26 protein-coding genes and 1 pseudogene are annotated in these 26,623 nt (G+C 70.8%); 14 read left to right on the top strand and 13 right to left on the bottom strand.

Annotated features, from left to right (window positions below):
- Positions 1 to 119: 119 nt before the first annotated feature.
- The 5 genes from AB0L56_RS15025 to mshD form a co-directional block, all read right to left on the bottom strand.
- The gene (locus tag AB0L56_RS15025; RefSeq protein WP_365423173.1) at positions 120 to 560 is read right to left on the bottom strand and encodes an NUDIX hydrolase; all 441 of its coding nucleotides are present in this window, start codon (positions 558 to 560) and stop codon (positions 120 to 122) included.
- Positions 557 to 1,888: a CHAD domain-containing protein gene (locus AB0L56_RS15020; RefSeq protein ID WP_365423170.1), complete on the bottom strand. Its 1,332-nt coding sequence runs from the start codon at positions 1,886 to 1,888 to the stop codon at positions 557 to 559. Before AB0L56_RS15020 ends, AB0L56_RS15025 begins: the two co-directional genes overlap by 4 nt.
- On the bottom strand, positions 1,869 to 4,100 hold the full coding sequence (locus AB0L56_RS15015) for an RNA degradosome polyphosphate kinase (RefSeq protein WP_365423167.1): 2,232 nt from the start codon (positions 4,098 to 4,100) through the stop codon (positions 1,869 to 1,871). Before AB0L56_RS15015 ends, AB0L56_RS15020 begins: the two co-directional genes overlap by 20 nt.
- Positions 4,101 to 4,610: 510 nt before the next feature.
- Complete coding sequence (locus AB0L56_RS15010; RefSeq protein ID WP_365423164.1) at positions 4,611 to 4,832, bottom strand: hypothetical protein; 222 nt, start codon at positions 4,830 to 4,832, stop codon at positions 4,611 to 4,613.
- Positions 4,829 to 5,761 carry a mycothiol synthase gene (gene mshD / locus AB0L56_RS15005; protein WP_365423161.1) on the bottom strand — a complete coding sequence of 311 codons (933 nt, stop codon included), beginning with the start codon at positions 5,759 to 5,761 and terminating at the stop codon, positions 4,829 to 4,831. Before mshD ends, AB0L56_RS15010 begins: the two co-directional genes overlap by 4 nt.
- A 180-nt stretch (positions 5,762 to 5,941) precedes the next feature.
- Between mshD and AB0L56_RS15000 the strand changes: the two genes are divergently transcribed.
- Both AB0L56_RS15000 and AB0L56_RS14995 read left to right on the top strand, forming a co-directional pair.
- Complete coding sequence (locus AB0L56_RS15000) at positions 5,942 to 7,738, top strand: bifunctional metallophosphatase/5'-nucleotidase (protein WP_365423157.1); 1,797 nt, start codon at positions 5,942 to 5,944, stop codon at positions 7,736 to 7,738.
- 114 nt (positions 7,739 to 7,852) lie between these two features.
- A complete protein-coding gene (locus tag AB0L56_RS14995) occupies positions 7,853 to 8,128 on the top strand; it encodes a hypothetical protein (RefSeq protein ID WP_365423154.1) in 276 nt (91 codons plus the stop codon).
- A 93-nt stretch (positions 8,129 to 8,221) separates the two neighbouring features.
- Here AB0L56_RS14995 and AB0L56_RS14990 read toward each other — a convergent pair.
- Both AB0L56_RS14990 and AB0L56_RS14985 read right to left on the bottom strand, forming a co-directional pair.
- Positions 8,222 to 8,305: pseudogene (locus AB0L56_RS14990) on the bottom strand (DNA-binding protein); the annotation flags it as partial.
- Positions 8,305 to 8,433, bottom strand: a complete 129-nt coding sequence (locus AB0L56_RS14985) for a hypothetical protein (RefSeq protein WP_365423152.1) — start codon at positions 8,431 to 8,433, stop codon at positions 8,305 to 8,307. The gene AB0L56_RS14985 and the pseudogene AB0L56_RS14990, both read right to left, overlap by 1 nt.
- Before the next feature lie 231 nt (positions 8,434 to 8,664).
- Here AB0L56_RS14985 and AB0L56_RS14980 point away from each other — a divergent pair, with 231 nt between their 5' ends.
- Positions 8,665 to 9,039: a DUF397 domain-containing protein gene (locus AB0L56_RS14980; RefSeq protein ID WP_365423149.1), complete on the top strand. Its 375-nt coding sequence runs from the start codon at positions 8,665 to 8,667 to the stop codon at positions 9,037 to 9,039.
- A 103-nt stretch (positions 9,040 to 9,142) separates the two neighbouring features.
- On the opposite strand, the gene AB0L56_RS14975 is transcribed toward AB0L56_RS14980, so the two are convergent.
- Together AB0L56_RS14975 and AB0L56_RS14970 are read right to left on the bottom strand one after the other, a co-directional pair.
- Entirely contained in the window at positions 9,143 to 10,225 is a 1,083-nt protein-coding gene (locus AB0L56_RS14975; RefSeq protein WP_365423146.1) for a hypothetical protein, read from the bottom strand.
- Positions 10,226 to 10,352: 127 nt separating this feature from the next.
- Positions 10,353 to 10,481, bottom strand: coding sequence for a hypothetical protein (locus AB0L56_RS14970; protein WP_365423143.1), 129 nt, complete (start codon positions 10,479 to 10,481; stop codon positions 10,353 to 10,355).
- A gap of 67 nt (positions 10,482 to 10,548) precedes the next feature.
- On the opposite strand from AB0L56_RS14970, the gene AB0L56_RS14965 reads away from it, so the two are divergent.
- Positions 10,549 to 10,704 (top strand): hypothetical protein, encoded by a 156-nt coding sequence (locus AB0L56_RS14965; protein WP_365423229.1) that lies wholly within the window; start codon positions 10,549 to 10,551, stop codon positions 10,702 to 10,704.
- A 27-nt stretch (positions 10,705 to 10,731) separates the two neighbouring features.
- On the opposite strand, the gene AB0L56_RS14960 is transcribed toward AB0L56_RS14965, so the two are convergent.
- Complete coding sequence (locus tag AB0L56_RS14960) at positions 10,732 to 10,911, bottom strand: DUF1737 domain-containing protein (RefSeq protein ID WP_365423140.1); 180 nt, start codon at positions 10,909 to 10,911, stop codon at positions 10,732 to 10,734.
- Between the two features lie 50 nt (positions 10,912 to 10,961).
- Positions 10,962 to 11,585, bottom strand: a complete 624-nt coding sequence (locus AB0L56_RS14955; RefSeq protein WP_365423137.1) for a hypothetical protein — start codon at positions 11,583 to 11,585, stop codon at positions 10,962 to 10,964.
- Between the two features lie 146 nt (positions 11,586 to 11,731).
- Here AB0L56_RS14955 and AB0L56_RS14950 point away from each other — a divergent pair, with 146 nt between their 5' ends.
- The 10 genes from AB0L56_RS14950 to AB0L56_RS14905 are packed head-to-tail and all read left to right on the top strand — an operon-like array spanning position 11,732 to position 24,384.
- Complete coding sequence (locus AB0L56_RS14950) at positions 11,732 to 12,064, top strand: hypothetical protein (RefSeq protein WP_190166544.1); 333 nt, start codon at positions 11,732 to 11,734, stop codon at positions 12,062 to 12,064.
- A 56-nt stretch (positions 12,065 to 12,120) separates the two neighbouring features.
- A complete protein-coding gene (locus AB0L56_RS14945; protein WP_365423134.1) occupies positions 12,121 to 12,432 on the top strand; it encodes a pore-forming ESAT-6 family protein in 312 nt (103 codons plus the stop codon).
- An 18-nt stretch (positions 12,433 to 12,450) separates the two neighbouring features.
- A complete protein-coding gene (locus AB0L56_RS14940) occupies positions 12,451 to 12,843 on the top strand; it encodes a DUF6507 family protein (protein WP_365423131.1) in 393 nt (130 codons plus the stop codon).
- On the top strand, positions 12,840 to 15,269 hold the full coding sequence (locus AB0L56_RS14935; protein WP_365423129.1) for a hypothetical protein: 2,430 nt from the start codon (positions 12,840 to 12,842) through the stop codon (positions 15,267 to 15,269). The genes AB0L56_RS14940 and AB0L56_RS14935 overlap by 4 nt, the downstream gene beginning before the upstream one ends.
- A 14-nt stretch (positions 15,270 to 15,283) precedes the next feature.
- Positions 15,284 to 16,150 (top strand): immunity 49 family protein, encoded by an 867-nt coding sequence (locus tag AB0L56_RS14930; protein WP_365423126.1) that lies wholly within the window; start codon positions 15,284 to 15,286, stop codon positions 16,148 to 16,150.
- Between the two features lie 31 nt (positions 16,151 to 16,181).
- Positions 16,182 to 16,460: a hypothetical protein gene (locus tag AB0L56_RS14925; protein ID WP_190166539.1), complete on the top strand. Its 279-nt coding sequence runs from the start codon at positions 16,182 to 16,184 to the stop codon at positions 16,458 to 16,460.
- Between the two features lie 43 nt (positions 16,461 to 16,503).
- Entirely contained in the window at positions 16,504 to 17,859 is a 1,356-nt protein-coding gene (gene eccD, locus AB0L56_RS14920; RefSeq protein WP_365423123.1) for a type VII secretion integral membrane protein EccD, read from the top strand.
- 17 nt (positions 17,860 to 17,876) lie between these two features.
- Positions 17,877 to 18,986 (top strand): hypothetical protein, encoded by a 1,110-nt coding sequence (locus AB0L56_RS14915; RefSeq protein ID WP_365423120.1) that lies wholly within the window; start codon positions 17,877 to 17,879, stop codon positions 18,984 to 18,986.
- Positions 18,983 to 22,966: a type VII secretion protein EccCb gene (eccCb, locus tag AB0L56_RS14910; protein WP_365423117.1), complete on the top strand. Its 3,984-nt coding sequence runs from the start codon at positions 18,983 to 18,985 to the stop codon at positions 22,964 to 22,966. The genes AB0L56_RS14915 and eccCb overlap by 4 nt, the downstream gene beginning before the upstream one ends.
- Entirely contained in the window at positions 22,963 to 24,384 is a 1,422-nt protein-coding gene (locus AB0L56_RS14905; RefSeq protein WP_365423114.1) for a DUF6177 family protein, read from the top strand. Before eccCb ends, AB0L56_RS14905 begins: the two co-directional genes overlap by 4 nt.
- On the opposite strand, the gene AB0L56_RS14900 is transcribed toward AB0L56_RS14905, so the two are convergent.
- A complete protein-coding gene (locus tag AB0L56_RS14900; protein ID WP_365423111.1) occupies positions 24,381 to 25,838 on the bottom strand; it encodes a HAMP domain-containing sensor histidine kinase in 1,458 nt (485 codons plus the stop codon). The two genes, AB0L56_RS14905 and AB0L56_RS14900, sit on opposite strands and share 4 nt — an antisense overlap.
- Positions 25,835 to 26,569 carry a response regulator transcription factor gene (locus AB0L56_RS14895; RefSeq protein ID WP_361031778.1) on the bottom strand — a complete coding sequence of 245 codons (735 nt, stop codon included), beginning with the start codon at positions 26,567 to 26,569 and terminating at the stop codon, positions 25,835 to 25,837. Before AB0L56_RS14895 ends, AB0L56_RS14900 begins: the two co-directional genes overlap by 4 nt.
- Between the last annotated feature and the right edge of the window lie 54 nt (positions 26,570 to 26,623).

The raw sequence follows: 26,623 nt of genomic DNA, 5'->3' as shown, positions 1-26,623 counted from the left end.
AGAACAGGTGAAGCTGCCGATGGGCGTACATGAACGAGGGGTGAACCCCTGTGGACGGTGCGGTGATATCACGGAACGCTCACGTCGGGACACGGGCAGGTACTGACGGAACGGGACGCTCACCGAGCCGGGCGGAGGGTGGCGAGGAGGGCGTCCACCAGGTCGGCGTCCCCGGGGGTGGTGAGGCGGGCGCGGGCGGCGTCCGGGGGGAGCCAGAGCACGCGGTCGACCTCGTCGTTCGGGGTGAAATCGCCGGCGACGGCTTCGGCAGCCCAGTAGCGGACCCGCTTGGGGCGGCCGTCCACCAGGTAGTGCCTGCTCGGGAGCTCGGCCGTCGGCACGGCGGTGTAGCCCGTCTCCTCGGCGACCTCGCGCAGGGCTCCGGCCAGCGGGTCCTCGCCGGGCTCGAGCTTGCCCTTGGGCCAGGACCAGTCGTCGTACTTGGGCCGGTGGACGAGGCAGAGTTCGAGCTCGCCGGTCACGGGGGAACGGCGCCACAGGACGCAGCCGGCGGCCTCGATGGTGCCGGTGCGGTTCTTGGCGGAGCCCGGGGTGCTCACCGTGTGCCTCCCTCTGACATGCCGATGGCTTCCTTCTGCCACGCACGCTGGAACGCGTACCGCGCTGCCTCCACCTCATGCCGCTGGTCGGCGTGGAGCACGCCCAGGGCGTACGCGGTGGCCGGGGCGATGCGCGGGGTGCGGGCTGCCTGAGCGGCGGCGGCGGCCGCCTCCGAGGCGTCGCGGTGCCGGTCGAGGGCGGCCTCGCTCGCGGCGAGGAGACGGTGGTCGGCGGACGGGGGCGCGCCGGTGTGGAGGACCTCGCGGGCGTAGCGGTGCAGGCGCAGGAGGAGACGGACCTGGTGCCAGGGGGCGTCCTGCGGGTGCGGGGCGGGGGCGGGGGAGAGCCCGTCGATCAGCGCCTCGGCGTTGTACGGGCTGCCCGCGGTGAGCAGGGGCAGCCCGGCGACGGCGTCCGCAAGCCGCTCGCGCGCGGCGTCGGCGAGCGGGCGCAGGTCGGCGCGGGCCGCGGCGGCCGGGGACAGCGGCACCTCGCTGGCGAGGACGGCGACCTTGTCGGCGATCCCGTGGAACCGGGACGACCCGAGGGCCTGGAGCGCGGTGGAGTGCGCCCGGGTCCTGGCCAGCGTCAGCTGGCGGTCCAGCAGGGCACCGGCCTTGGCGGCACCGACGGTGAGGCCGGTCCGGCCGGGCGCGGGGACGGCCCCCGCGGGACGGCCGCCGTCGCCGTGGGGCCCTGCAGGGGCGGGTGTGGGCGTGGGGGCGGTGGCGGTAGTGGCACGCAGGGGCGCATCCTCGGCCCGGTCCGCTGCGGCGACGGCCCGGGCCGGACGGCCGTGAACGGCGAGGGCTGTGCGGCTGGGGGCCAGGTCGCTGGCGTGCCGGTCAGCGGGCGGGGTGGCCGGCGGGTGAGGTGTGGTTGCCGGGGCGCTGGGTGTTTTCGTGGCGGAGGGCACCCCGGGCCCGGGGGTCGTTGTTGTGCCGGACGGGGCGGAGGTCGGCTGGGGCGGGAACGAGGTGGCTCCCGACAGGCGGTGCAGGGCCAGGAGGAGTTGGTTCAGGCGGGTGGCGTACGCGTCTGCCTGGGCCAGGGTGGCGGAGACCCAGGCCAGTTCGGGGCGCAGCGACTCCGACCACTCCGGGTCGAGGACCGGCCGGAAGGTGTGGAGGCCGGCGCTGATGCGGCGGGTCGCGTGCCGGAGCGCGCGTGCCGCCTCGGCGGAAGCTTCCGACCCGGCCGCGCCCGCACCGGTCTCCCGGTGGAGGCGCAGCGCGCGGAGGAAGTCGGTCGCCCAGTCCCGCAGGTAGCCGGCCAGGGCGTCCGCCGGGACGGGCCCGTCCGTCGGGTCAGGGTGTCGCTGTGCCACGCCGGCGCCTCCGGGCGTCTATGAGCATCTCCTGGATGTTGCGCAGGGGCTGGCCGTCCGCGTCCGTGGAGTGCCGGGTCCACTCGCCGTCCGGGCCCAGGTGCCAGGACGCCGTGGTGTCGGACATGCCGGTCTCCAACAGCCGGTTCAGCGCCGCCCGGTGGGCCGGGTCGGTCACCCGCACCAGCGCCTCAATCCGGCGGTCGAGGTTGCGGTGCATCATGTCCGCGCTGCCTATCCACACCTCCGGCTCGCCGCCGTTGCCGAAGGCGAAGACGCGCGAGTGCTCGAGGAAGCGGCCGAGGATCGAGCGCACCCGGACGTTCTCCGACAGGCCCTCCACACCGGGCCGGATCGCGCAGATGCCGCGCACCCAGATGTCGACCGGCACGCCCGCCTGGGACGCCCGGTAGCAGGCGTCGATGACGGCCTCGTCGACCATCGAGTTGACCTTGATGCGGACGTAGGCGGGCCGGCCCGCTCGGTGGTGCTGGGCCTCCTTGTCGATCCGCGAGACCAAACCGTCCCGCAGCGACTTGGGGGCCACCAGCAGACGGCGGTAGGTCTCGCGGCGGGAGTATCCGGAGAGCCGGTTGAACAGGTCGGAGAGGTCCGCGCCGACCTGCGGGTCGGCGGTGAGCACGCCGAGGTCCTCGTAGAGGCGGGCCGTCTTCGGGTGGTAGTTGCCGGTGCCGACGTGGCTGTAACGCCGTAGCGACTCGCCCTCCTGACGGACCACCAGGGACAGCTTGCAGTGGGTCTTCAGGCCGACCAGGCCGTAGACGACATGGCAGCCGGCCTCCTCCAGCTTGCGCGCCCACTTGATGTTGGCGTGCTCGTCGAAGCGGGCCTTGATCTCGACCAGGACGAGGACCTGCTTGCCGGACTCGGCGGCGTCGATGAGCGCGTCGACTATGGGGGAGTCGCCCGACGTCCGGTACAGGGTCTGCTTGATCGCGAGGACGTCCGGGTCGGCGGCCGCCTGCTCCAGGAACGCCTGCACGGAGGTGGAGAAGGAGTCGTAGGGATGGTGCAGCAACACGTCCCGGCTGCGCAGGGCGGCGAAGATGTCGGGGGCCGACGCGGACTCGACCTCGGCCAGGTCGCGGTGGGTGCCCGCGATGAACTTCGGGTACTTCAGCTCGGGCCGGTCCAGGCTGTGGATGCGGAAGAGTCCGGTGAGGTCGAGCGGGCCGGGCAGCGGATACACCTCCGCCTCGCCGACCTTCAGCTCGCGCACCAGCAGGTCCAGCACCTCCCGGTCGATGGACTCCTCGACCTCCAGGCGCACCGGCGGCCCGAAGCGGCGCCGCATGAGTTCCTTCTCCAGTGCCTGCAGCAGGTTCTCCGCGTCGTCCTCCTCGACCTCCAGGTCCTCGTTGCGGGTGAGCCGGAAGGCGTGGTGCTCCAGCACCTCCATGCCGGGGAACAGTTCCTCCAGGTGCGCGGCGATGACGTCCTCGATGGGGACGTAGCGGCCGGGGGAGCTCTCCAGGAAGCGGGACAGCAGCGGCGGCACCTTCACCCGGGCGAAGTGCTTGTGGCCGGTGACGGGGTTGCGTACGACGACGGCCAGGTTCAGCGACAGACCGGAGATGTACGGGAAGGGGTGCGCCGGGTCGACCGCGAGGGGGGTCAGGACCGGGAAGATCTGGTGCCGGAAGAGCGTGAAGAGCCGGGCCTGCTCCTTCTCCGTGAGCTCGTTCCAGCGGACCAGGTGGATGCCCTCCTCCGCGAGCGCGGGGGCGACGTCCTCGTGGTAGCAGGCGGCGTGCCGGGCCATCAGCTCGCGGGAGCGCGCCCAGATCATCTCCAGCACCTCGCGCGGCTGGAGCCCGGACGCGGTGCGGGTGGCGACGCCGGTGGCGATGCGGCGCTTCAGACCGGCCACGCGGACCATGAAGAACTCGTCCAGGTTGCTGGCGAAGATCGCGAGGAAGTTCGCGCGCTCGAGGAGCGGGGTGGCGGGATCCTCGGCGAGTTCGAGGACGCGCTCGTTGAAGGCGAGCCAGCTGTGTTCCCGGTCGAGGAAGCGGCCCTGCGGCAACGGGGCGCCGTCCGTGTGCGACTCTTCGTAACCGTCGAGGCCGGCGTCGATGTCGGGTTCCAGGTCGGAGACCACTCCGGCCACGGTGTGCGGTCGGTGGGCGGCGATGGAGCCCACGGAGGGCTGCGGGTGCTGTACCTGTGCCTGGGTGCTGGGCTGGCTCATGGCCCCATTGTTCCGCGCCGGCAGCGTTACGGGCGCATCGGAAAGCGCGGGTGAGAGCGGCGGGGGTGGTGAGGCGTCCCCGTTCCGCCCGTTCACCCGTCGGGGCGGTGCGGGCTCTGGCACGGCGGGAGTCATTGGCCGAGCGTCGCAAGCCTGTTTGAATCAAGGGTTACGGAGACATGACGTATGGGACAGCGGGAGGCGACCCAGGGGGTGCGGCCCTACGGCGCGGGGCCTGGAGGGACGACGGCCACCGTACGTCCCTCCCCTCCCCCTGGCAGGCACGGACGTACCGGCGGATCCGTCAGGCCGTACGGCGGCGCAGTACCGCGGACGCGGCGGCCGTAGCGAGGGCGGGCGAGGGCCACGCGGGTGCTCCGCTCGCCGGAGATTCCCCGGGGCCCTGCGCCCCCCGGCCGCCGGCATCACCGTCGAGGCGGCGGCGGTCCTCGCCCTCGCCCTCACCGGGTCGGCGTTCGCGATCCACCGCGGGGACAGCGCCCGGCCGGGTCAGGCGGTCGCCGGGTTTCTGCTGGTCTCGGCGATCCTGGGGGCGGTGCTGAGTCCCGGGAGCTGGGCGCTGTTCGTGACGCCGGACGACCCGAGGTGGGCGGCCGCCCACGACCGCTGGACGCTGCTGCTGTGCGTGGTCCTGGCGGCGGGCGCGGTGTGCGCGATGGAGCCGGTACGACGGTTCCGGCTCCGGTTCGGGTTCCGGCTCCGGGGGCTCATGTCTCCGTCCGGTACATCAGATCCGTCTCGTACGTGACGAAGCCCAGCCGCTCGTAGACGGAGACCGCGGCCTTGTTGTCGGCGTCGACGTAGAGCATGGCGGTCGGCAGTCCCTTGCCCGCCAGGTGCCGCAGCCCGACCGCGGTGAGGGCCTTGCCGAGGCCGCTGCCCTGGGCGTCGGGGCTCACACCGAGGACGTACACCTCGCCGAGCCCTTCCGCCTGGTGCACCTTGGTCCAGTGGAAGCCGACGAGCCGGCCGTCGGCGTCCTCGGCGAGGAAGAAGCCCTCGGGGTCGAACCACGGCTCGGCCATACGGTCGTCGAGGTCGCGCTGCGTCAGTGAGCCCTGCTCGGGGTGGTGGGCGAAGGCGGCGGCGTTCAGCGCGAGCCAGGCCGCGTCGTCCTGGCCGGGCACGAACGTACGGATGCTCACGCCCTCCGGCAGCACCGGCTCCAGCAGATCCAGCCCGGCCAACGGCCGCCGCATCTGCCGCAGTTCCCGGAACAGCGTCAGACCGAGCACCTGCGCCAGATGCCGGGCGGCGGAGTGACCGCCGTGCGCCCACACCCGCAGCCGCTTCCCCGAGGCGGCGAGCAGCGCGGAACCGAGCGCCCGCCCGTGCCCGCTGCCCCGGTGGGACGGATGCACGACCAGCTCGGCGGCCGGCGGCTCCACCGGATCGGTGTCCTCCAACTGGGCGTATCCGACGAGTTCGTCGCCGACGAACAGCAGCAGATGCGAGACCCCTTCCCGCTCCCCGCCGCGCAGTTGCAGCCGCCCCTGCTCGGACACCGCCTGCTGACCGTCGGTCCGGGCGGCGTCCGCGAGCAGGGCGAGAACCGCGTCGGTCTGCTCGGGGGAGAGCGCGGCGTAGGTCTGGAGCGAACGGGGCCGGCCGGGCCGCGCGAAGTCGTCGTCGCTGGTCATGCCTACGAGGGTAAGGGGACGGTGCCGGGGGGTGCCGTAATGCGGACGGCAGGGGCGCGCTCCAAGGAAGACACGGGCGCCGACGAAAGATAAACCAGGTCGTAACCCTGAAGCCCCTGTCGCGCTACGCGCGTTGACTCTAGGCTGCGCCGGTACCCACTCGGACCCACAGGGGGGCGCATGCCAGCCACATCCCCGGCGCACCACCAGCGCCGCAGACGCCGTACGAACCGTCTCCTCGCGACCGCCGCCGGTGTGCTCACCGCCGGAGCGCTGGCCGCCGCGGCCCTGCCCGGATCGGCGACCGCGGGCGAGAACCACCACCGCTACCAGGACATCCAGCTCCTGTCGTTCAACGATCTGCACGGCAACCTGGAGCCCCCGTCGGGCTCTTCCGGCCGGGTCAGCGAACTCCAGCCGGACGGCACGACGAAGACCATCGACGCGGGCGGTGTCGAGTACCTCGCCACGCACCTGCGGGAGGCCCGTAAGGGCAACCGCTACTCCATCACCGCCGCCGGCGGTGACATGGTCGGCGCCTCCCCCCTGATCTCGGGCCTCTTCCACGACGAGCCCACCATCGAGGCGCTGAACAAGCTCGACCTGGACGTCACGTCGGTCGGCAACCACGAGTTCGACGAGGGCGCGCGCGAGCTGGGCCGCCTCCAGAACGGCGGCTGCCACCCGGACGACGGCTGCTACGCGGACAAGGAGTTCAAGGGCGCCGACTTCCCGTACCTGGCGGCCAACGTCCTGAACGAGAAGACGAAGAAGCCCCTCCTCAAGCCGTACTGGGTGTGGAAGCAGAAGGGCGTCAAGGTCGGCTTCATCGGCGTGACGCTCGAGGGCACTCCGGACATCGTCTCCGCCGAGGGCGTGAAGGGCCTGTCCTTCAAGGACGAGGTCGAGACGATCAACAAGTACGCCGGAGAGCTGCGCCGCAAGGGCGTGAAGTCCATCGTGGCGCTCATCCACGAGGGCGGCTTCCCGGCCTCGTCCGCCTACAACTACGACTGCGACTCCCCGGGCGCCGGCGACGGCATCTCCGGCCCGATCGCGGACATCGCGAAGAAGGTCACGCCCGACGTGGACGCGCTGGTCACCGGCCACACCCACGCGGCGTACGCCTGCACCATCCCCGACCCGTCGGGCAAGCCGCGCACGGTCACCTCGGCCGCGTCCTTCGGCCGCCTCTACACCGACACCACGCTGACGTACGACCGCCGGACCGGTGACATCGCCCGTACGGCGGTGAAGTCCGCGAACCACGTCGTCACCCGGGACGTCCCCAAGGCGCCCGACATGACCCGCCTGATCGACAAGTGGAACACCCTCGCCGCCCCCATCGGCAACCGCCCGATCGGCTACATCTCCGGCGACATCGTGCGCGACGGCACGGAGTCCCCGCTCGGCGACCTCATCGCCGACGCGCAGCTGGAGTACGGCAGGACGCTGGACCCGGAGACCGACCTGGCCCTGATGAACCCCGGCGGCATCCGCGCCTCCCTCACCTACGCGGCCGGTGGTGGCGAGGGCGACGGCGTGGTGACGTTCGCCGAGGGCTTCACGGTCCAGCCGTTCGCCAACACGGTCAACCTCCAGGACTTCACCGGGGCGCAGCTGATCCAGGCCCTGAAGGAGCAGGTCAGCGGCCCGAACGAGGCGGCCCCGAAGATCCTCCAGATCTCCTCCGGCCTGACCTACACCCTGGACCTGACGAAGACGGGCGCGGACCGCGTGGTCACGGACTCGATCCGGCTGAACGGCTCGCCCATCGACCCGGCCGCCACCTACCGCGTCGCGACGAACAGCTTCCTCGCGGGCGGCGGCGACGGCTTCCCGACCCTGGGCCAGGGCACCAACGACCTGGTCGGCGAGGACGACCTGGCGGCCCTGGAGCAGTACCTGACCGCCAACTCGACGCCGGCGACCCCGATCGCCCCGCCGAAGGCAGACCGCATCACCATCGTGCGGTGAACACTGACGGGGCCGGTACGAGGCGTGTTCACCGCCTCGTACCGGCCCCGACGCATGTCAGCCCTCTTTCGGGTGAGCCCGAGAGGGCCGCTGTGGTGCGGCGATGGTGAATCCATGGCAGAGCGCACCACCATCCAGGTGACCCGGAATACCCGCGACCGCCTCGCCCAGCGAGGCATGACGCTTGGACAGTTGGTAGAGCAGTTGGCGACGCAACAGCTCACCGACGACCAGATCGCGGAACGCGTGGCCGCCACGCGCGCGGTGCTGCGTGAGCGGATGGGATGCACGCTGACCGACGAGGAGTTCGACCGAGGGCCGGACGTCCTGGCCGACATCTGCGCGATGGCCGCCGAGAAGATGCTCGTACAGCCAAACTGGGTCGTGTGATCTCCTCGACACCAGTGCTGTCGTCTGAGGCGGCCAAGGTCGTCACGCAGTGCCGTATACCCGTCCCGGTCAGGCATTCCGGCATAACCTCACGGCCTGTACGAGCGCCACGACGATACGGTCCTTGCGGTGAAGCTTCAAAAGCCCTTCGTTGTCGAGCAGGAGGGTGTCTGGCATCAGACGGCGGTCCTGCCGGACTGCCGGTTGTCGTGGCGCAGCAGTGCGCGGGCGGCCTCGACCTCCTCGCGGGTGAGCTCGTCGCTACCGGTCTCGAAGGCGGCGACGATCTCGCGAAGCTTGTCCATTCCTCAGCGAAGCCACCGGCATCCCCCGCCGCACCCTCCAACGCATCGAACGCGGCGAATCCGACCTTAGCTTCAGCGAGCTGCTGCGCACCACGGCCGACCACGACACCCGCGTCTTCGTCCTTGTGGACTGGTACCGGTGGGCTCGCCACAAGGCACCTGTTCGCACGCCTGCGCCCTCGACATCCGCTAGCGTACGAGCGAGCCCAGCACGGCCCAGACGGGAGCTTTGTGAACAATGCGCACCCTTACACCCCGGATGGTGACCGCATCCCGCCCGGGGATGCTGAAGAGCTGTCAGCAGGGGAAGCGCGTGGCCTCTCAGACCCAGAAGCTCGACCCGGCCGCCGTAGGAATCCGCTGCGGTGCTCGAAGCAGCGATGGAAGGCTTCAACCCAGGCGAACGGCAATAGGGTCGAGCAGCATACAGTGGCGCAAATCGAGCTACAGCAACGTGGACGGGGGGACTGTCTCGAGGTCGCGGACGGCTCCCTCGGAGCTGTGCACGTCCGGGACAGCAAATACGCGGAGGAGGGCCCGGTCCTGATGCTCACCACGCTCGCCTGGACCCAATTCGTGGCAAGCCTCAAGCGCGATTCGTCGTAGGAGCGGTGCCGGGCCGTGGCGATTCTCCGTCCACGGCCCGTGGGAAGCAGGCGAGTCTCGGAGTCGGTGGCCCGGAGCCTGAGCCGCAGCTCCGCTCCGAGCGCTACCCGGCACGCCACATCAGCGTCTTCGCGGCCTTGCCCTCCCCTTGGAACGACACCATCGCCGGGCGGTCTCCCTCGGGGAGCAGATGGACGGTGCACAGCCTAAGCGTGGCTTTCGGCTCCAAACGCGTGTTGGGGACGCTGCCCCGGCACTGGTCGATGCCTTCGCCCTGGGCGGCGGGGGAGAAGTCGAACAGGGAGACCGGCTGAACCTCTCGGCCTGCGACGGTGCGCAGTTCGACGCCGTCGTCCATGGTCGGCAACAGCTTCTCCTTGCCGACGTTGCGGTACTCGAAGGTCACGTACCAGGGCACGAGGTTCTTCTGGGTGTTGCTCAGCTGGTAGTTTCCGAGGTCCCTGATGCTCCCGGCGCGCACGCCTTTCAGCGCGACACGGATGGGTACGGTGCCGCTCTTGGCGGTGACGCCCTGGTAGGAGGAGTCGGCGGTCGTGCCGACGGCGAGCAGTGTGCCGTCGTCGCCGGTGCCGTCACCGACCTTCCACAGCAAGGTCTCGCCGGAGTCGTCGGAGTAGGCGATGTGGGCGGGGGTGTGCCCCTCGGGCAGCAGCACCAGTCGGCACACCGTGGCGGTGCCTGCGGGCGGTACCGCGGCGGGGCCGGCTTGCTCGCAGTTGTCAGGGAGGGGGTATCTGGACGCGGTGGCATCATGGTTGGTGTCCCACAGGCGGATCGCAGTGCCTGGTGTGCCGTCCGCCAGGGTGACCGTGAAGTTGGCCTCCGGGTCGGGCCGGGCAATGGCGTCCGACGCGGTGTTGGTGTAGGTGACGGTCAGGTAGTACGGGACCATCCCCGTCAGGCCCTCATCCAGAAGGACGTGGTCGAGGTCGGCCGCGGTGCCGCGCGCGAGCCGTTGGGGCGCGAGCGTGAGCTGATGGGCCTTGTTCTCGTCCGTCCATGTGGCCTTCCGCGCGGTCGACTCCACTGGCAGCGCGACGGGTGTACCCGAGGCCTTGCCGGAACCCGACTCACTGGTCGCGGTGGAGTCCCCGCCAGTCCCGCAGGCGACCAGCGCGAGCAGTCCAGCCCCCGTGATCGCGGCCATCGTTGTGCGCGTCCGCATGTGCACCCCCATGCTGTTCCAGTCTTCGGTTCGAACAACGCGGATATCCTATGTGCCGTACTGCGGCGGCCCTTTCGCCCCGGTCACCACACTCACACCTTGACCCAGCGATTTTGAGTTGCGGGTATCAGGTGGCAGCGTCACCGGAGTGCCGGCGGGCGTGGCGCAGAAGGGTGCGGGCGGCCTCGATCTCCTCGCGGGTGAGTTGGTCGTGCTTGGTGCGGAAGTCAGTGACGAGCTCTCGCAGCTTGTCCATGGCCACCCGGTGCTCCGCAGATTGGCGACGTAGTGTGCGGCGGCAGCGGCGGACTGTTGATGAGCGGGTGGGGAAGGTGTTCGTCTGTCACGCGCTGTACTGCGCCCTGCCGCGTCCGGAATTCACCGGCATGTCCATTCTGCTCACGGACCACGAAGAGGCATACCCACCCGGCGTGGTCACGGTCGACATCGACTCCCCCGGAATGCTCGGTTTCCACTGAGACCTGGTCCGACCTCGACCAGGGTCGCTAATCGACCCACACCACAGCCTGCGCGACGATCACCCGTTCACCGTCGAAGGTGACGGCAGGCCCTTCGTGCAGCCTGTAGCCCATGTCCAGCGCCTCGCTCACCCGGCGGCAGAACGCCGAGTCGTCGGGACCGGTCAGTACGCGGTAGACGGGCAACCCGTCCGGTGGTGTCGACATACGCCCACCGTGCCACACGGTTGAGCGGGCGGACGAAAAGACCTGGCCCGTCAGTAGCGGAAGCCGATGACGCCGAAGCCCGGCTGGGCCTGGGCGTGACGCAGCCACCCGATGCACTGCATGACCGCGTCCACGACCTCGGGCTCGAGAGGCGGCGGGTCCTGGCGCCCCTCGTCGACGGCCCGCTTGGTCGCCTCGAACTGTTCGAGCGCCTCGGCTATGCGCTGGGGCGTCCACTCACCGCAGTCCACGATGTAGGTGGACGGCAGCGGGGCCGGCAGGCTGCCGAAGCCGAAGTCCTCGACGGACACGGCCGTGATCCCCAGCGCCTTCATCCCCTGGTCGACGACCGACAGCCAGTCGCCCCGGTGGGGCGTGAAGCAGTGGTTGGGCAGGAACGACCCGGTGAGCGAACACAGCCGCTCGTAGGCGTACGCGTACTGGAAGGCGTACTCACGGTCCGCGCTGAAGGGCCCACCGTGGACGACCGCGTGCAGTGCCTCGTACGCGGTGGGCGCACCCTCCTGGATGCTGTCCCGGAACTGGTCGTCCGCGCGCTCCAGTTGCTCCGCGAAGTTGGTACGGATCACCTCGAGCAACTGGTCGTCGCGGGAGCCGATGAGGGCACGCGTGGCGGCGACGTCGAGCAGGTAGACACTCAGCGACGAACTCATGCGACGAATCTAGAGCCACCCTCTGACATCCCGACGCCGCTCGACCGCTTCGCGCCAACTCCCCCGATTCACATTGCGCTTGCAACCTCGGTGCGACAGGATGTTCGAGCGCGTGTGAGGCGCAAGTGCCGTACGGGGGTGGGTTGATGAAGTTTGACATGGGGTCGACGACGCTGTCGGAGCTGGGGAAGAGCACCGTCGGGTCGGTTGATGATCTGGGGACTCTGATCCGGTGGCTGATCCAGGCGGCGGAGCCGTTGGAGGGGAAGTTCAACGGGGCCGGCAAGGCGGCGTTCGACACGTTCAAGCTGCATGCGGACGAGATCACGAACGATCTGAACGGTTCGCTGAACGCCATCCTGGGCGGTCAGGCCGGTATGGACACGGCGTTCGGGACCGGTGACCAGGAGCTGGAGACCAACGCTCACCAGAACATGGGGTCGGCGAACTTCGACGCCGCGCGGTTCGGGGCGCGGTAGGCGACGACTCCGTCGTTCAATGGTCAACTTTGCTGTTTTCTAGGGGGAAGTGAGTCATGGGGCAGAACCTGGACCGGCGTGCGTATGACACGGGTGCCTCGGGTGAGGTGCAGATCAGTCTGCATGGGGTCATCGGGCAGTTGGAGCGTGTGCTGGCCGACCGGGACCGGGCGGTGAAGGCCGCGATGGCCGACTTCACGGCCGACGGGGTCGCCGACGAGTACCACGGCAAGGAGCAGCGCTGGCACCGCGCGGCCGGCGAGGTCCGCGAGATCATCCGCCTGGTGCGCACCACGATGGAGCAGAACGACGGCACCGCGCAGTCGACGCTGGCCCGGGCGCGCGCGGCCGTCGACAACATCGGCTGAGGCGGGGTCGGCTGACGCATGACGGGGTGGGACATATCGCCGTCCGGTGTCGAGTTCGTGACCTCGCTGGTCCAGGACGCGATGGACGACGTGGCCAAGGACGTGAAGGCGTACGGCACGGATGTGGAGAGTGCGGCCGTGGCGGCCGGGACCATCAGCGGGCCGTACCGCGGTGCCGCGCCGACCGGGCCCATCGGGGCGGCGCTGGCATTGTTCGTGGAACGGACCGCCGGTGACGTGCTGTTCCTCCGGGCGCGGGCGGCCAAGTCGGTGAACGGCGCGCATGAGGCGACGGCTCATTACGTGCTCGGTGACGAGGAGATGGCCGCGCGTGCGCAGCGAAGGGCGCTGGCGGCGCCGAAGATCGATCTGCCGGGCAAGGGTGAGGGTGAGGGGGAGGGCGGGAAGTGATCAGCCCGGGGGGAATACCGCAGTTCACGGGCGATTTCGACGAGTTGGACAAGGACGTCTCCGCGCTGCGCAGCGACGCGATCGGCATCCGTAACGGGGGCGCGGACGTGCACTCGCGCTTTCAGATGCTGGGGGCGTTCTACACCGCGCCCGAGGCCGACACCCTGTTCGCGACCACTCGGCCGGTGATGGACAAGGCCGACACCTTCGCCGCGAAGCTCGAAACCGTGGCCGACGCGCTGGACACGTTCGCCATCGAGGCCCGTCCGCTGGCTGAGCGCCTGAAGCAGCTCAAGGCGGACGCCGTCGCGTTCACGGACAGTGTCGAGGGCGACGACGACTGGACCGAGGACGAGAAGAAGGTCGACCGGAACAAGCAACTCATCGATGACGTGACGGCCACGCAGTCCGCCTTCCAGGACGCGGAGCGCCGTGCGGCGAGCAAAATCACGGCGGTCGTGGGCGGTCCCGCGTTCGTGACGGATGACGGCAGCGGGCTCGTCAAGCGGAACACGGTGCCGTACGGCTATGACCCCGCGTTGTTCGAGGGAGCGAAGGAACTGCCCTGGGGCAGCGTCGACGACAAGACCTACGAGTCATGGAGCCTGGGCTGGTTCGGCCACGGGGCCAAGAGCCTGGTCTGGGACGGCATCTACAAGGACGGCATCGAAGCCGCGGCCAAGGGGTTATGGGCGCTGGGCACCGGGGACGGTGAGGCGTGGAGCGGCCTGAAGGACGTAGCCACCGGCATCGGCCTCTACACCATCACCCCCTACGACGCCTTCATGGACTGGGCCGTGGGCCCGGACAAGGAGAGCGCGGACGAGGTCAGGGCGAAGAAGGCGGCCAAGGAGTTCGCCAAGGGGATCGTCGCCTGGGACCAGTGGGAGGAGAACCCGGCGCGCGCCACCGGCACGGTCCTCTTCAACGTCCTGACGCTGGGCGCCGGGCCCTTGGCGGCGGCGTCCAAGGCAGGCAAGGGAGGCCTGGCCTCGAACGCCGCCGGCGCCGCCGCCAAGGCCGGGCTGTACATGGACCCCCTGTACGTGGGCCTCAGGGCCACGGGCGCGGCCGCGGGCAAGCTGCCGAAGCTGTCCGACCTCACGTCGAGGATCACCACGGGCGCGGGCACCGCGGCGGACGCACAACGCGTCCACAGCGTCATCGAACTGGAGGACGGCTCCAGAGTCGTCATCGAGAACGGTGAGTTCATCGCCTACGACAGGCAGGGCAATGTCGTACCAGAGGCGGCGAGGCAGGAACGATCCTCCGACGTTGACCACACAAGTCCGGAGCAATCGGTAAGCCGAGAAAGAGACCTCGTTGGTGTTGCTGGCAGGAACTCCTCGCAACACGTAGGTGGAGCAGGGCCGGACACGCCGACTGACGTCGGTTATGGGACGTCTCGTAGCACCGGAGGTGCGGAAACGTCTCGTTTCGATGGCTCAAGCGATAGCGGTCGAGCAGTTGGCGACGGGGTGACGGTCGAAGGGTCGGCCGCGTCGTCAGGCCGTGGCCAGGACGGATCTCAATCTGGTGGAGACGGGGAACTCCCGGCTGACGAGGTGAAGCGCAGACAGGACGAACTCGTCAAGAAGGCAAATGACCCGGAGTGGCGCAAGAAGTACTACGACGGCCGTGGTCATCGGATTTCCAAGAACACTGTGATCAACGGCGTCGAACTTCCCATAATAAAGCAGCTCGAAAACGGTATGTGGGTCGCGAAATACGACGTTCCGAGTGGCCCGTCCGAGGTGAAGCTCGGTTCGCATCCGCTCGGGCCGGAAACTGTTCCCGAGGGTAACCTTGCGGAACTTGACAAGGCGGCTGCCAATCGAACGTTGTCACTCGAGCTCACTAATGCGGAGAAGGCCTTCAAGAAGAGTGAAACTCCAGAAGCGTCGGATGCTCTGGCGAGGGCTCGAAACGCATATGCTGATCAACTCGGGGGCAGGCCGAACAACAGCAAGATTGCCGAAGAGCTCGGTGAGAAGGCCGTCCGGCTCCATGTTGCGCCGCGCCAGTTCGGTGAGGCTGTGGAAGTTCCTCTGCCTAAGACGCCCAACGGTGCCGATGCGTTCGACCTGGTTTACGATCGCGGTGACGGTAGATACCTTATCGTCGAGGCCAAGGCTCCGTCGGGCGACCTGGACTGGCGTAATGGCGTTGCCGATCCGGAGGACCCATCGAACCCGCACGTCGGCGACGATGGCGGGGCCAAGGGTATGAGGGTCAAGCAAGGTACTAGGCTCTACGTTCGCTCGATCCTGGGTCTGATGGCGCGGAGGGGCGGAAGGGATGCTGAAATAGCGGCGGACCTGCGTAATGCGCTCAAAGCCGGAAAGCTGGAGTATGCCATGGTCAAGGCGCAGCAGCCGAATGGTACGTCCTACGCCGGTGCCGTGTTCGAGTATCTCAAGATTTAGCTGGAGGAGAGTGAGTGGTCAGTCGCATTCCACGCCATGCCTTCGGCACGGACGACGTTGCCAATGCCATTGCGCCAATCGTCAAGAGTGCCAAGGAAGTGCTGGACGAACTGGAGACATCGGAGTTCGACCGCTTCGATGCGTTGGACTACACGCTGGCCGTCGCCAAGTGGCGATGCCTGTCGGATCCCAGAGCGGAGCAATTCGTGACGTGGGAGGCGTGGGTGAAGGCTATGCAGGTGGGCTGTGCCCTGTTCGACTCAGGCATGGCAACCGAAGGCCCAGTTTCATGTCGTATCGGAGTGGATGGTGAGGTCAAGAACCTGCCTGCCACAGGGCCTCAAGAATACCTCCATGCGGGAAATTGGCTTACTGCCTATTACTTGGCGGTCGTTTGTCGGGAGAATGAGCGCGTCGATCGGCTGGCTCGTGTTCCGGTGTCGTTTCTCCGTGCCTCGGGAGTGGAGTTCGACGAGTACATTTACGCATGGGTGGAAACACTTCAGCATGCATGGTTCCGGCGGCGCGAGATGTGGGACACCCTCGTCACCGCTGTGAATGCCACTGACCCCGACCCTGCGCACATCGCCGGTCGAGAGTTGATGCTGAAGATCCTCTACCCGCCCCTCGAACTATTCCACCGCTACCAGCGCCGGGACGCCGAGCGGTTCAACGCCGCTCTCGTCGATGCACTCGCGTGGCACAAGGAGTACTGGAGTGCGGACGAGGCGCGGTCCAAGGATGGTGAGGGGTTGGTTGCCCTTGCTCCCCTTGCCATTGCCTGCATGGCGCACGATGCCGGTTTGCCGATCGAGGTCGAGTCGGAGTACCTGCCCAAGGAACTCCTGCAGTTCGGCTGGGTCGGCGAGGTGGATACGTGATCAATGAGGTACGGGGGCGGGTGACTGGCCTGTGACAGCCCAGGACTACGACAACCAGCTGCTCGAGTCCGTTGCCGTCCGGCGTCGACGCCTGCGGGATGCCTTGCTGTTCGGGGTGCAGCGGCAGCGGCGGACTGTTGATGAGCGGGTGGGGAAGGTGTTCGTCGGGGTGGTGATCGCCGCTGTGGTGTGTGCCGGGTGTGTGGGGTGGTCGTTTCTCTCGCATCGGGTGATCGGGAAGGATCCGTACTCCGCGCCCGCGCCTGGGGTGTCCTCCTCCGCGCCCTCCAGTCCCTCTTCTCCTCGGTGATAGGTTCGAATACGTGGTAGCCGTGGGGGATTTGAGCCGGTCTGTGACCAAGGGTCGTACAGCGCTCAGTCGGGTCACGCTCGTCGGGGAGCGGCGGCGCGTCGACCTGGTGCTGCCGGCCCGGGAGTCCGTCGGGGTCCTGTTGCCCGAGATCATGCGCCTGCTCGACGACCGGGTGGGCGAACGCCCCGAGTTGCGGCACCTCGTCACCCCCGACGGCTCCGCACTCGCCCACGACAGCACCCTCGAGTCGGCCGGAGTGGCCGACGGGGCCGTGCTGCGGCTGGTGCGCGTCGAGGACGCGCCCTCGGCTCCCGTCGTGCACGATGTCAGTGACGAGGTCGCCGAGGATCTCGCCGTACGCGCCTGGCGTTGGCGGCCCGAGGTGCGGCGGGTCGTCGCCGCGGGCGCGAGTGCGGGGTGGGCCCTGACCGCCGGGGTGCTGGCGCGGGATCATTTCGACCTGGCGGGCGTGGGTGCGCTGCTCCTTGTCGTCGCGGCCGTCTGTGCACTCGCCGGCGCCCTCTCCGGACGGGCGCGGCGGTATGCGCCGGCCGGGAGTCTGCTCGTCACCGCCGGTGCGGTCGGGGTGCTGGGCGTGTGGACCGCGGCCGACGCCCAGGAGTGGGACGGTGCCGTCCGGCTCGCGGGGGTGGTCGCCGTGGTGGCCGGTGTGCTGGCGCTCGCCGGGTGGTTCACGCCGTTCGGGCGTGGGGCGTTGGTGGGCGCGGGGAGTGCCGTCGGCTGTCTGGTGGTGTGGGAGGCCGCCGTCGGGTCGCAGGGAGGGGCCGGTGACGCCGCCCAGCAGACCCACGTGGGTGCGCTGATCGTGCTGGTGTCCGTCGTGCTGCTCGGGCTGCTGCCGCGGCTCGCGCTGATGGCGTCCGGACTCACCCGGCTCGACGACCGGCGCACCGGTGGTGCGTCCGTCAGCCGGTATCAGGTGGGAACCGCGCTCGCCGCGACGCACCGGGGCCTGGTGCTCGCCACCGTGGCGCTCGCCGTCTCCGCCGCCGCCGGCGGGGTGCTCGTGCTGCGGACCGTGTCCGTGTGGACGGTTCCGCTGGCCGCCGTCGTGGTCGTCGCGCTCGCGCTGCGGGCCCGTGCCTTCCCGCTGGCCGCGGAGGTCGTGGTGCTGTTCACCGCTTCCGCCGTCGTCGCCGTGCGGCTCGTCATGGTGTGGCTGGAGCACGGTTCGGCGGCCGGCGGGCCCCTCGCCGTACCGGTGCTGTTGGCGGGCGTCTGCCTCGCCGTCCTGGGCGCCGAACCCGCCGAGCATGTGCGGGTTCGGCTGCGTCGGCTCGGGGATGTCGTCGAGTCCGTCGCCGTGATCGCGCTGGTGCCGCTGGTCATCGGCGTGTTCGGGGTGTACGGGCGGCTGCTCGGCACCTTCGCCTGAAGGGGCTGGGGAGGAGCATGACCGGGGGAGGGGACTGGCAGCGCGATCTGCTGTGGGAGTTGACCGAGGAGGAGACGGTGGACAGGTCCCCGGCGCCCGCTCCCGCGAAGGCTCCCGACCCAGTGCCGCCCGCCGTCGACCGGACCGCCGCCGCATCCCGGCCCCCGTCCGCCGGCGACCCGCGCCTGCCCGCAGCCGCCGACGCGCCCACCCCCGCCTCCCTCCCCACCATCGACCCCCGCCTCGCCATCGCCCTGGGCCGCCCCCAGCACGGCGACCCCGTCACCCGTCGCGCAGGGGCCGGGCTGCGCCGGCTCACCTCCTCCGCCGCCCGGGACGTGACACGGCTGACGGAGCTGGCAAGGGAACTGCAGCAGCCCGTCACCACGGGGCGGGTCGTGGCCGTCACCTCCATCCGCGGCGGGGTCGGCAAGTCCACCGTGTCCGCGCTGCTCGGCCGCACGCTCAGCCACTACCGGCACGACCCCGTCCTCACTCTCGAAGCCGACGCCGCGCTGGGCACCCTCGCCACGCGGATGGGCGCCGAGACGGTCCGCTGGTCGTGCGGCGACCTCGCCCGGATTCTCACCCCCGCCATGCAGCTCACCGACATCACCGGCTACCTCCTGCCTGTCGCCGACGGCGGCTGGCTGCTGCCCGCGAGCCAGGGACGGGTGGGCGCGCCGCTCGACGTACCCACCTACCGCACGGTGACCCTCGCCCTGCGCCGCTACTTCGCCGTCACCGTCGTCGACTGCGAGACGCTGCCCGGTGAGGTGGCCCGGACCGCCATGGACACCGCGCACGCCCGGGTGATCGTCGCTCCCATGACCGCCGAAGGGATCCACGGGACCCGGCAAGTGCTCGACTGGCTTGCACAGTTGCCGCACCCCGCGCTCTCCACCACCGTCGTCGCGCTCAGCGCGGCCACGCCGGACGCCACCATCGACACCAGGACCGCCGCCGCCCACCTGCGCGAGCCCGGCGTGCCCGTCGTCACCCTGCCCTACGACCGCCATCTCGCCCAGGGAGGGCCCATCCACACCGACATGCTGGCCGGCGGCACCCGTGACGCGGCCGTCCATCTGGCCGCCGAGGCGATGCGGCGGGCGGTGAAGGTGCGATGACCCAGCAGGTGATCCACCGGCCGGCGCGTTCCCCCCGGCCGCTCGCGGCCCCCGAGGCACGGACCATCGAGCCGCCGCCCAACCTTCCCGAGGGGAAGGTGGGCAGCGCGGCCACCGCTCTGCTGCCGATGGCGGGAGTCATCAGCTCCGTCGTCCTCATGACGGTCATCCGCAACAGCCGGTTCGCCGTGCTCGGTGCGGTCGTGCTGGTGGCGGCGTTGTTCGGTGCCGTGGTGCTGTTCCTTTCGCAGCGCGGCAAGGCGCAGCGCACCCGGCGCGTCCAGCGGGAGCGGTACCTGGAGTACCTGGAGGAGTTGCGGGCGGACCTGGGCACCGAGGAGCGGGTACGACGGGCCGCGGCCCGCGAGCTGGACCCGCCGCCGGCGGCCCTGTACGACCTGATCAGGGACCCGGCGCGGCTGTGGGAGCGGCGCCGGGGCGATGCCGACTTCCTGCGGGTGCGGGCCGGCACCGGTTCCGTACCCGCCGATCACCTCACCATCGCCCAGCATCCCTCCGGTGGCGTCCTCACCCCGCCCGACCCGTTCATGCTGAACGAGGCCCGCGCGCTGCAGAGCCGGTTCGCCACCGTCACCGACGTCCCGCTCACCGTCCCGCTGGACCGGGCCGGGAACGTCAGCGTCGTCGGCGACCGTGAGGGCGTGCTCCGCGTGGCCCACGCCCTGCTGGTGCAGACCGCGGTGACCCACGCGCCGGACGACGTGGCCCTCGCGCTCGCCACCACCGACGAGGCCGAGTGGGCCTGGGTCAAGTGGTTGCCGCACGTCCTCGACACGCACGCGTGCGACGGGCCGGTCCCCGCCCGCCGGATCGCGCCCGGTCTTCCGGAGCTCGCCGCCCTGTGCGCACCGGACCTGCGACAGCGCGCCGCCTACGCGGCCGAGGTGCGCCGGGGTCTGTCCGGCGGGGACGCGCTGCGGCTCACCGGCCGGCTCCTCGTCGTCAGCGACACCTACGGCTCCACCGCCTCCGACCTCCCGCTGCCGGACACGGCGATCGGCCCGGAGGCGATGGGCGTCACCGTGCTGCATCTGCTCGAGCAGCAGGTGCACGAGCCGGGCGAGGTCGCCGTGCGCATCACCGTGGAGGGCGACCGGATCACGGTCGACGACCTGCGCGGAGGCGTCGCCCGCGGCACCGCGGACGCCGTCACCGCCCCGGGAGCCGAGGGCATCGCCCGGATGCTCGCCCCGCTGCGGCTGTCGCCCGAGTCGGCGGTCGAAGGCACGCCGGTGTCCGGGCCGGTGGACTTTCCCGCGCTGCTCGGTATCGACGACCCCGCCGCGCTCGACCTGCGCACCCTGTGGGCGCCCCGCGGCGACCGGGACTTCCTGCGCGTGCCCATCGGAGTCACCGACCGGCACGAGCCCGTCCTGCTCGATCTCAAGGAGTCGGCTGAGCTCGGCATGGGCCCGCACGGCCTGTGCGTGGGCGCGACCGGCTCCGGCAAGAGCGAACTGCTGCGCACCCTCGTCCTCGCCCTGGCCGTCACCCACTCCCCGGAGGACCTCGCCCTCGTCCTGGTCGACTACAAGGGCGGCGCCACCTTCGCCCCGTTCGCCGAACTCCCGCACGTCGCCGGTGTGATCACCAACCTGGAGAACCAGGCCGGTCTGGTCGAGCGGGTCCACGCCAGCCTCGCCGGTGAGGTCAAACGCCGTCAGCAGGTGCTGAAGGACGCCGGGAACGTCGCCGACATCGGGCAGTACGCGGCGCTGCGGTCGACGGAGCGGCCCGACCTGGAGGCGCTTCCGCACCTCTTCGTCGTCATCGACGAGTTCGGTGAACTGATCACGGCCAAACCGGACTTCATCGACCTGTTCCTCTCCATCGGGCGCATCGGCCGCTCCATCGGCGTCCATCTGCTGCTGTCCAGCCAGCGCATCGAGGGCGGCAAGCTCAAGGGCCTCGACACCTATCTGTCGTACCGGCTGGGCCTGCGCACCTTCTCCGCCGACGAGTCCCGTACGGTCCTGGACACCACGGACGCCTTCCGGCTGCCGCCACTGCCGGGCTTCGGCTATCTGAAGGTGGACACCTCGACGTACGAGCGGTTCAAGGCCGGATACGTCTCCGGCGCCTACCGCGGGCCCACCCGGGACGAGGACGGCACCGACGAGCCGCTTGCCCTGCCCTACCCGACGTACGGCGGCACACCCGAGGACACCGGCCCGTCCGAGGAGGAGGAGCAGGCGGGCGTGCAACGGGACGCCGGGCCGACCGTCCTGTCCGTGATGGTGGGCCAACTCGCCACCGCGGCACCGCCGGTACGGCGCATCTGGCTGCCCCCGCTGCCCGACGCCACCACGCTGGACACCGCCGCCGGACCGCTGCAGGCACACACCGACGGACTGCGCCTCGCCCACGGCGGTGACCCGCTGCACGTTCCGCTGGGCACGCTCGACGACCCCGCCCGGCAGTGGCAGCAGCCCTGGCTGCTCGACCTCACCGTGGCCGGCGGACACGTCGCCGTCATCGGCGGCCCCCAGTCCGGCAAGACCACCCTGCTGCGCGCCCTCACCCTCTCCCTCGCCCTCACCCACACCCCGTACGACGTCGCCGTGTACGGCCTCGACCTGGCCGGCGGCGGTCTGTCCGCGCTGGCCGGGCTGCCGCACGTCGGCGGCGTCGCCGGACGCGCGGACCACGAACGGGCCGCCCGTACGGTCGCCGAGGTGCGCGGGATGCTGGCCCGCCGCGAGGAGCTGTTCCGCGAGCACGGCATCGACTCCGTCGAACAGCTCCGCCGGCTGCGCGGCCAGGGAAGGGTGCGCGAGCTGGGCGCGACCGACGTCGTCCTGGTCGTCGACGGCTTCGGCGCCCTGCGCGACGAGTTCGCGGACCTCGACGACACCATCGCCGACCTGCTTAAACGGGGTGGCGGTTACGGCATCCACGTGGTGGCGGGCATGTTGCGGTGGAACGACGTACGCATCGCCCAGCAGTCGATGTTCGGCACCCGCGTCGAACTGCGCCTGAACGACCCGGCCGACTCCGCCGTCGACCGCAAACTGTCGGAGACCCTGGACGCGGACACACCGGGACGGGCGCTGACCGACGGCAAGCTGTTCGCGCAGGTGGCGCTGCCCCGCATCGACTCCCGGCCCAGCACGGACGACCTCGGCCCGGCGCTGGAGCGCGCCGTCCGCACGGTCCGCGCCTCGTGGCACGGCGAGGTGGCCGAACCCGTGCGGGTGCTGCCGTCCCGGCTGCCCGCCGCCAGGCTTCCGTCCGTCGCGGCCGCGCCCGCCGCGGTGCCCGTCGGCGTCGACCAGGACACCCTCGCGCCCGTGCTCCTGGATCTGTTCGGCAGTGACCAGCACCTGCTGGTCCTCGGCGACAACGAGTGCGGCAAGACCAATCTGCTGAAGCTGATCGCCGACCGGATCGTCGAGCGGTACACCGACGAGGAGGTCGTCTTCGGCGTGTTCGACCCGCGCCGCAGCCTGCGCGGCGTCGTTCCCGAGCCCTATCGCGGCGGGTACGCCCACAACGCCCGGCCCGCCGCAGCGCTGGCCGGCGGCATCGCGGGCGAACTGGACAAGCGGCTGCCGGAGACGGCCGACCCCGACGCGCCGCAGGCCGACGGGCCGGCCTTCGACGGGCCCCGCATCGTCATCCTCGTCGACGACTACGACGTCCTCACCACCGCGGGACAGCAGCCGCTCGCCCCTTTCCTGCCCTACATCTCCTCGGCCCAGGACATCGGCCTGCACTTTGTGGTCGCCCGCCGCGCCGCCGGGTCCTCCCGCGCCCTCTACGAGCCCTTCCTCACCACGCTGCGGGAGACCGGCACGGCCGCGCTCCTCATGACCGGCGACCGCACCGAGGGCCAGCTCTTCCCCGGCCTGTACGCCTCCCCGCAGCCGCCGGGACGGGGCACGCTCGTCCGGCGGGGCCGTGCTCACCGGATCATCCAGACCGCCCTCACCGACGACGCCGTGGAAGAGACGCCATGACCAAGGACGTCATCGCCCTCACCCCGAAGATGCCCGACCTGCCGACCCTGCTCGCGGGCCTGTACGCGGGCGGCCCCGATCTGGGTGTGAACACCCTGGCGGACGGGGCGGTGGTGCAGCTCTGCGCGCCCGACGGACGGCCCCTCGTGTCCGTGGAGACGCCCGTCCTGGTCCAGGTTCCCGGGGAGACCGCCCGCCTGCTCGGCAGCGAGGGCAGCGAGGCCAGCGAGGGCGGCGAGGGCGGCGGGCACGACGGGCCGGTGTGGTGGACGGAGGCACGGGCCTCCACGGCCGTCGCCGAGGCCGGGCGGCTCGCGGGTTCCTTCGCGGGCCGGCTGGTCACCGTACTCGGAGGCGCCGTCTGGCCCCCCGAGGCCGCCACCACCGAGGTCGTGCCGCTGACCACCGACATCACCGCCGTCCCGGTCCCCGCGACCGCGACACCCGCCGTGGACGTCCTCACCCCGAGCACCGCGGTGGTGATCCAGGACCGCCCCCTGGTCCCCATGAGCAGCTGGCTGTCCGACGCCCTGCGCACCGCCGCCGACAACGACCGTGCCGTGCAGATCGTCACCCCGCCCGGCGCCCGCCTCACCCTCGCCACCCGCACCGCCCTGCGCGGCCTGCCCAACCGCTGGGTCGTCCGGGATCCCGAGGACGGGTACTACGACGGTCTGTCCGGCGCGGTGCTCCACTGGAAAGGGGGCACGTTCACGCCGGTCCGCGACGCACACGGAGACGCCCGCCTCGCCGGGGCATTCGGAGCCGTCACCGGCGCGAACGAACGCCAGCTGCTGCTCACGCTGCGGACCCGGCATCCGGCCGACCCGGACCTGGTGCTCGGGCGGTCCCTGGAGACGGCCTGTACCCGGCTGACCGGAAGGCCGCCGGCCGGATGGAGCACCGCCGAGCCGGTCAACCTGCCCTGGTCCACCCGTCAGGTGACGGACCTGGCCCGCTCCCGCGCCCCTCGGCCCACCTGGCTGATCGCCGTCGGCCACCCCGACCGTCCGCTGCTCGCCACGCTGCGTGTGCTGCGCACCCCGGCCGGGGTGGAGGAGGACATCACCCTCACCCTCGGTTACGGGGACGAGGAAGCACCGCCGCTCGACGCCGTGGAGGGGCTGGCCGCCGAACTTGACGCGGAACACGGGCTCGTCACCCTGCTCACGGCACTCCGCCAGGGCCGCCGCGACCTGACCGTACCCGCCCATGCGGAGCCGCCGCCGACACCCGTCACCCTCACCGTCGGCCGCACGGAAGCCGACCGGATCCGCCGTCCGCCCGCCCCGGTTCCCACGCCGGTGCGGCTCGGCCCCGGTCACCGGGGCCCTCTGCACTACCGGCTGGGGCAGGACGGAGAGGCGTGGGAACAGGTGCGCGTGCTGGTCGGAGGGTTGGGGACGGCGGAGTCCTAGGGCACCTCCGGTGGTGGGGTCGGGGCGCCCGGGAGGTGGATGGTGGCCGTCGTGCCCGTGCCGTCGGCCGGGGTCAGGGTGACCGTGCCGTCGGCCTGGTGAACCGTGCGGGCCACGATCGACAGGCCGAGGCCCGAGCCGGGGAGGGCGCGGGCGGTGGGGGAGCGCCAGAAGCGGTCGAAGACGTGGGGGAGTTCGTCGGCCGGGATGCCGGGGCCGTGGTCGCGGACGGTGAGTACGCCGTCGGCGAGGCGGACCTCGACGGTGCCGCCGGGCGGGCTGAACTTCACCGCGTTGTCGAGGATGTTGACCACCGCCCGCTCCAGGGCCGCGGGCTCCGCCCGTACGTACCAGGGCTGCACGTCCGCCCTGATAGTCAGTTCCGGGCCGCGCAGCCGGGCCCGGCGCAGCGCCGACTCGACGGTGTCGTGCCACGCCACGATCCGGGTACGGCCCGACTGCTGGTCATTGTCCGGGCGGGACAGTTCTTGCAGATCGCCGATAAGGGCAGCCAGTTCCGTCATCTGCGCCTTGACCGAGGCGAGCAGGGCCTTGCGGTCCTCGGCGGGCAGCGGACGGCCCGTGTCCTCGCTGCGGGTGAGGAGCTCGATGTTGGTGCGCAGGGAGGTGAGCGGGGTGCGCAGTTCATGGCCCGCGTCCGCGATGAGCTGCTGCTGGAGGTCGCGGGAGCTGGCCAGGGACGAGGTCATGCTGTTGAAGGAGCGGGAGAGGCGGGCGATCTCGTCGTCGGCGTCGTCCTCCACGGGGATGCGGACGCCCAGGTCCTCGGTGCGGGCCACGTGCTCGACGGCGTCGGTGAGCCGGTCGACCGGGCGCAGACCCGTGCGGGCGACGGCGAGTCCCGCGGCGGCGGAGCCGAACACGCCGATGCCCGAGACGAGGAGCAGCAGGAGGGCCAGTTCGTTGAGCGTGGACTGGGTGTTGCTGAGCGGCAGGGCCACGACGAAGGCGTAGTCCTGGGCGACGGCCTGGCTCAGCGGGCCGGTCTTCACGGTGACGGCCGTCGTCAGCACCCGAACCCGGGTGCCGTCGCTGTCGGTGCCGTTGCGGAAGCGCCCCTCGTTGGGGTCCGGCTCCGCGGCCACCTCCTTGTCCCCGTCGGTGACGTCGACCGCGGCCGCGGAGTAGGGCAGCACGCACACCCTGCCGTCCGAGCGGACCAGTTGGGCGTACTGCTTGCTGCGCGGGGTGATCGTGCCCGTGTCGGAGGGTTCCCGGACACAGGCGTTGGTGAGCTGCTCGAACTCCTGCTGCTCGAGGGTGAGCACGGACTCCTTCAGATCGTTGTCGACCTCGTCGTACAGCTTCCCGCGCACGATGAACCAGCAGGTCACCGACACCGCCGCCACCGCGAACGCCACGGCCGCCGCCACCAGCAGGGACAGCCGCGCCCGGATCGGCAGCGAGCGGAAGCGGCGGAGCGGAGCGGTCACTCCGCGCCGCCCTGCCGCAGCGCGTACCCCACCCCCCGCACCGTGTGCACCAGGCGCGGCTCGCCGCCGGCCTCGGTCTTGCGGCGCAGGTACATGACGTACACGTCCAGCGAGTTGGAGGACGGCTCGAAGTCGAAGCCCCAGACCGCCTTGAGGATCTGCTCACGCGTGAGCACCTGCCGCGGGTGGGCCATGAACATCTCCAGCAGGGTGAACTCCGTGCGGGTCAGCTCCACCGGACGCCCGCCGCGCGAGACCTCCCGCGTGGCCAGGTTCATGGTCAGGTCGGCGAAGCTGAGGACGTCGTCCGACTCGGCGGAGGCGGCCACCGCCGCCGCGTAGGAGCTGCGGCGCAGCAGCGCCCGGATCCGGGCGAACAGCTCGTCCAGTTCGAACGGCTTGACCAGGTAGTCGTCGGCCCCGGCGTCCAGTCCCGTCACCCGGTCGCCGACGGTGTCGCGGGCCGTCAGCATAAGGATGGGCGTGGTGTCGCCGGTGGCGCGGATGCGGCGGGCGGCGGTGAGGCCGTCCATGCGGGGCATCTGGATGTCCAGCACCAGCAGGTCCGGCCGGTACGCCGCCGTCTTCTCCAGGGCGTCCGCGCCGTCGACGGCCACCTCGGTGCCGTACCCCTCGAAGGCCAGGCTGCGCTGGAGCGCTTCGCGCACCGCCGGCTCGTCGTCGACGATCAGGATGCGCTGGGGGGCACGGTCGCCTTCTGCGGAGGTCATGGTGTCTCGGGTTCCTCTGTCTGCGCCGGGAGCATGGCCATCAGGCTCTTCACG

Source organism: Streptomyces sp. NPDC052079, from assembly GCF_040680275.1.
Classification (GTDB): domain Bacteria; phylum Actinomycetota; class Actinomycetes; order Streptomycetales; family Streptomycetaceae; genus Streptomyces.
The sequence above is the reverse complement of the archived record's forward strand: the minus strand, read 5'-3'. Positions and strand labels throughout refer to the sequence as shown.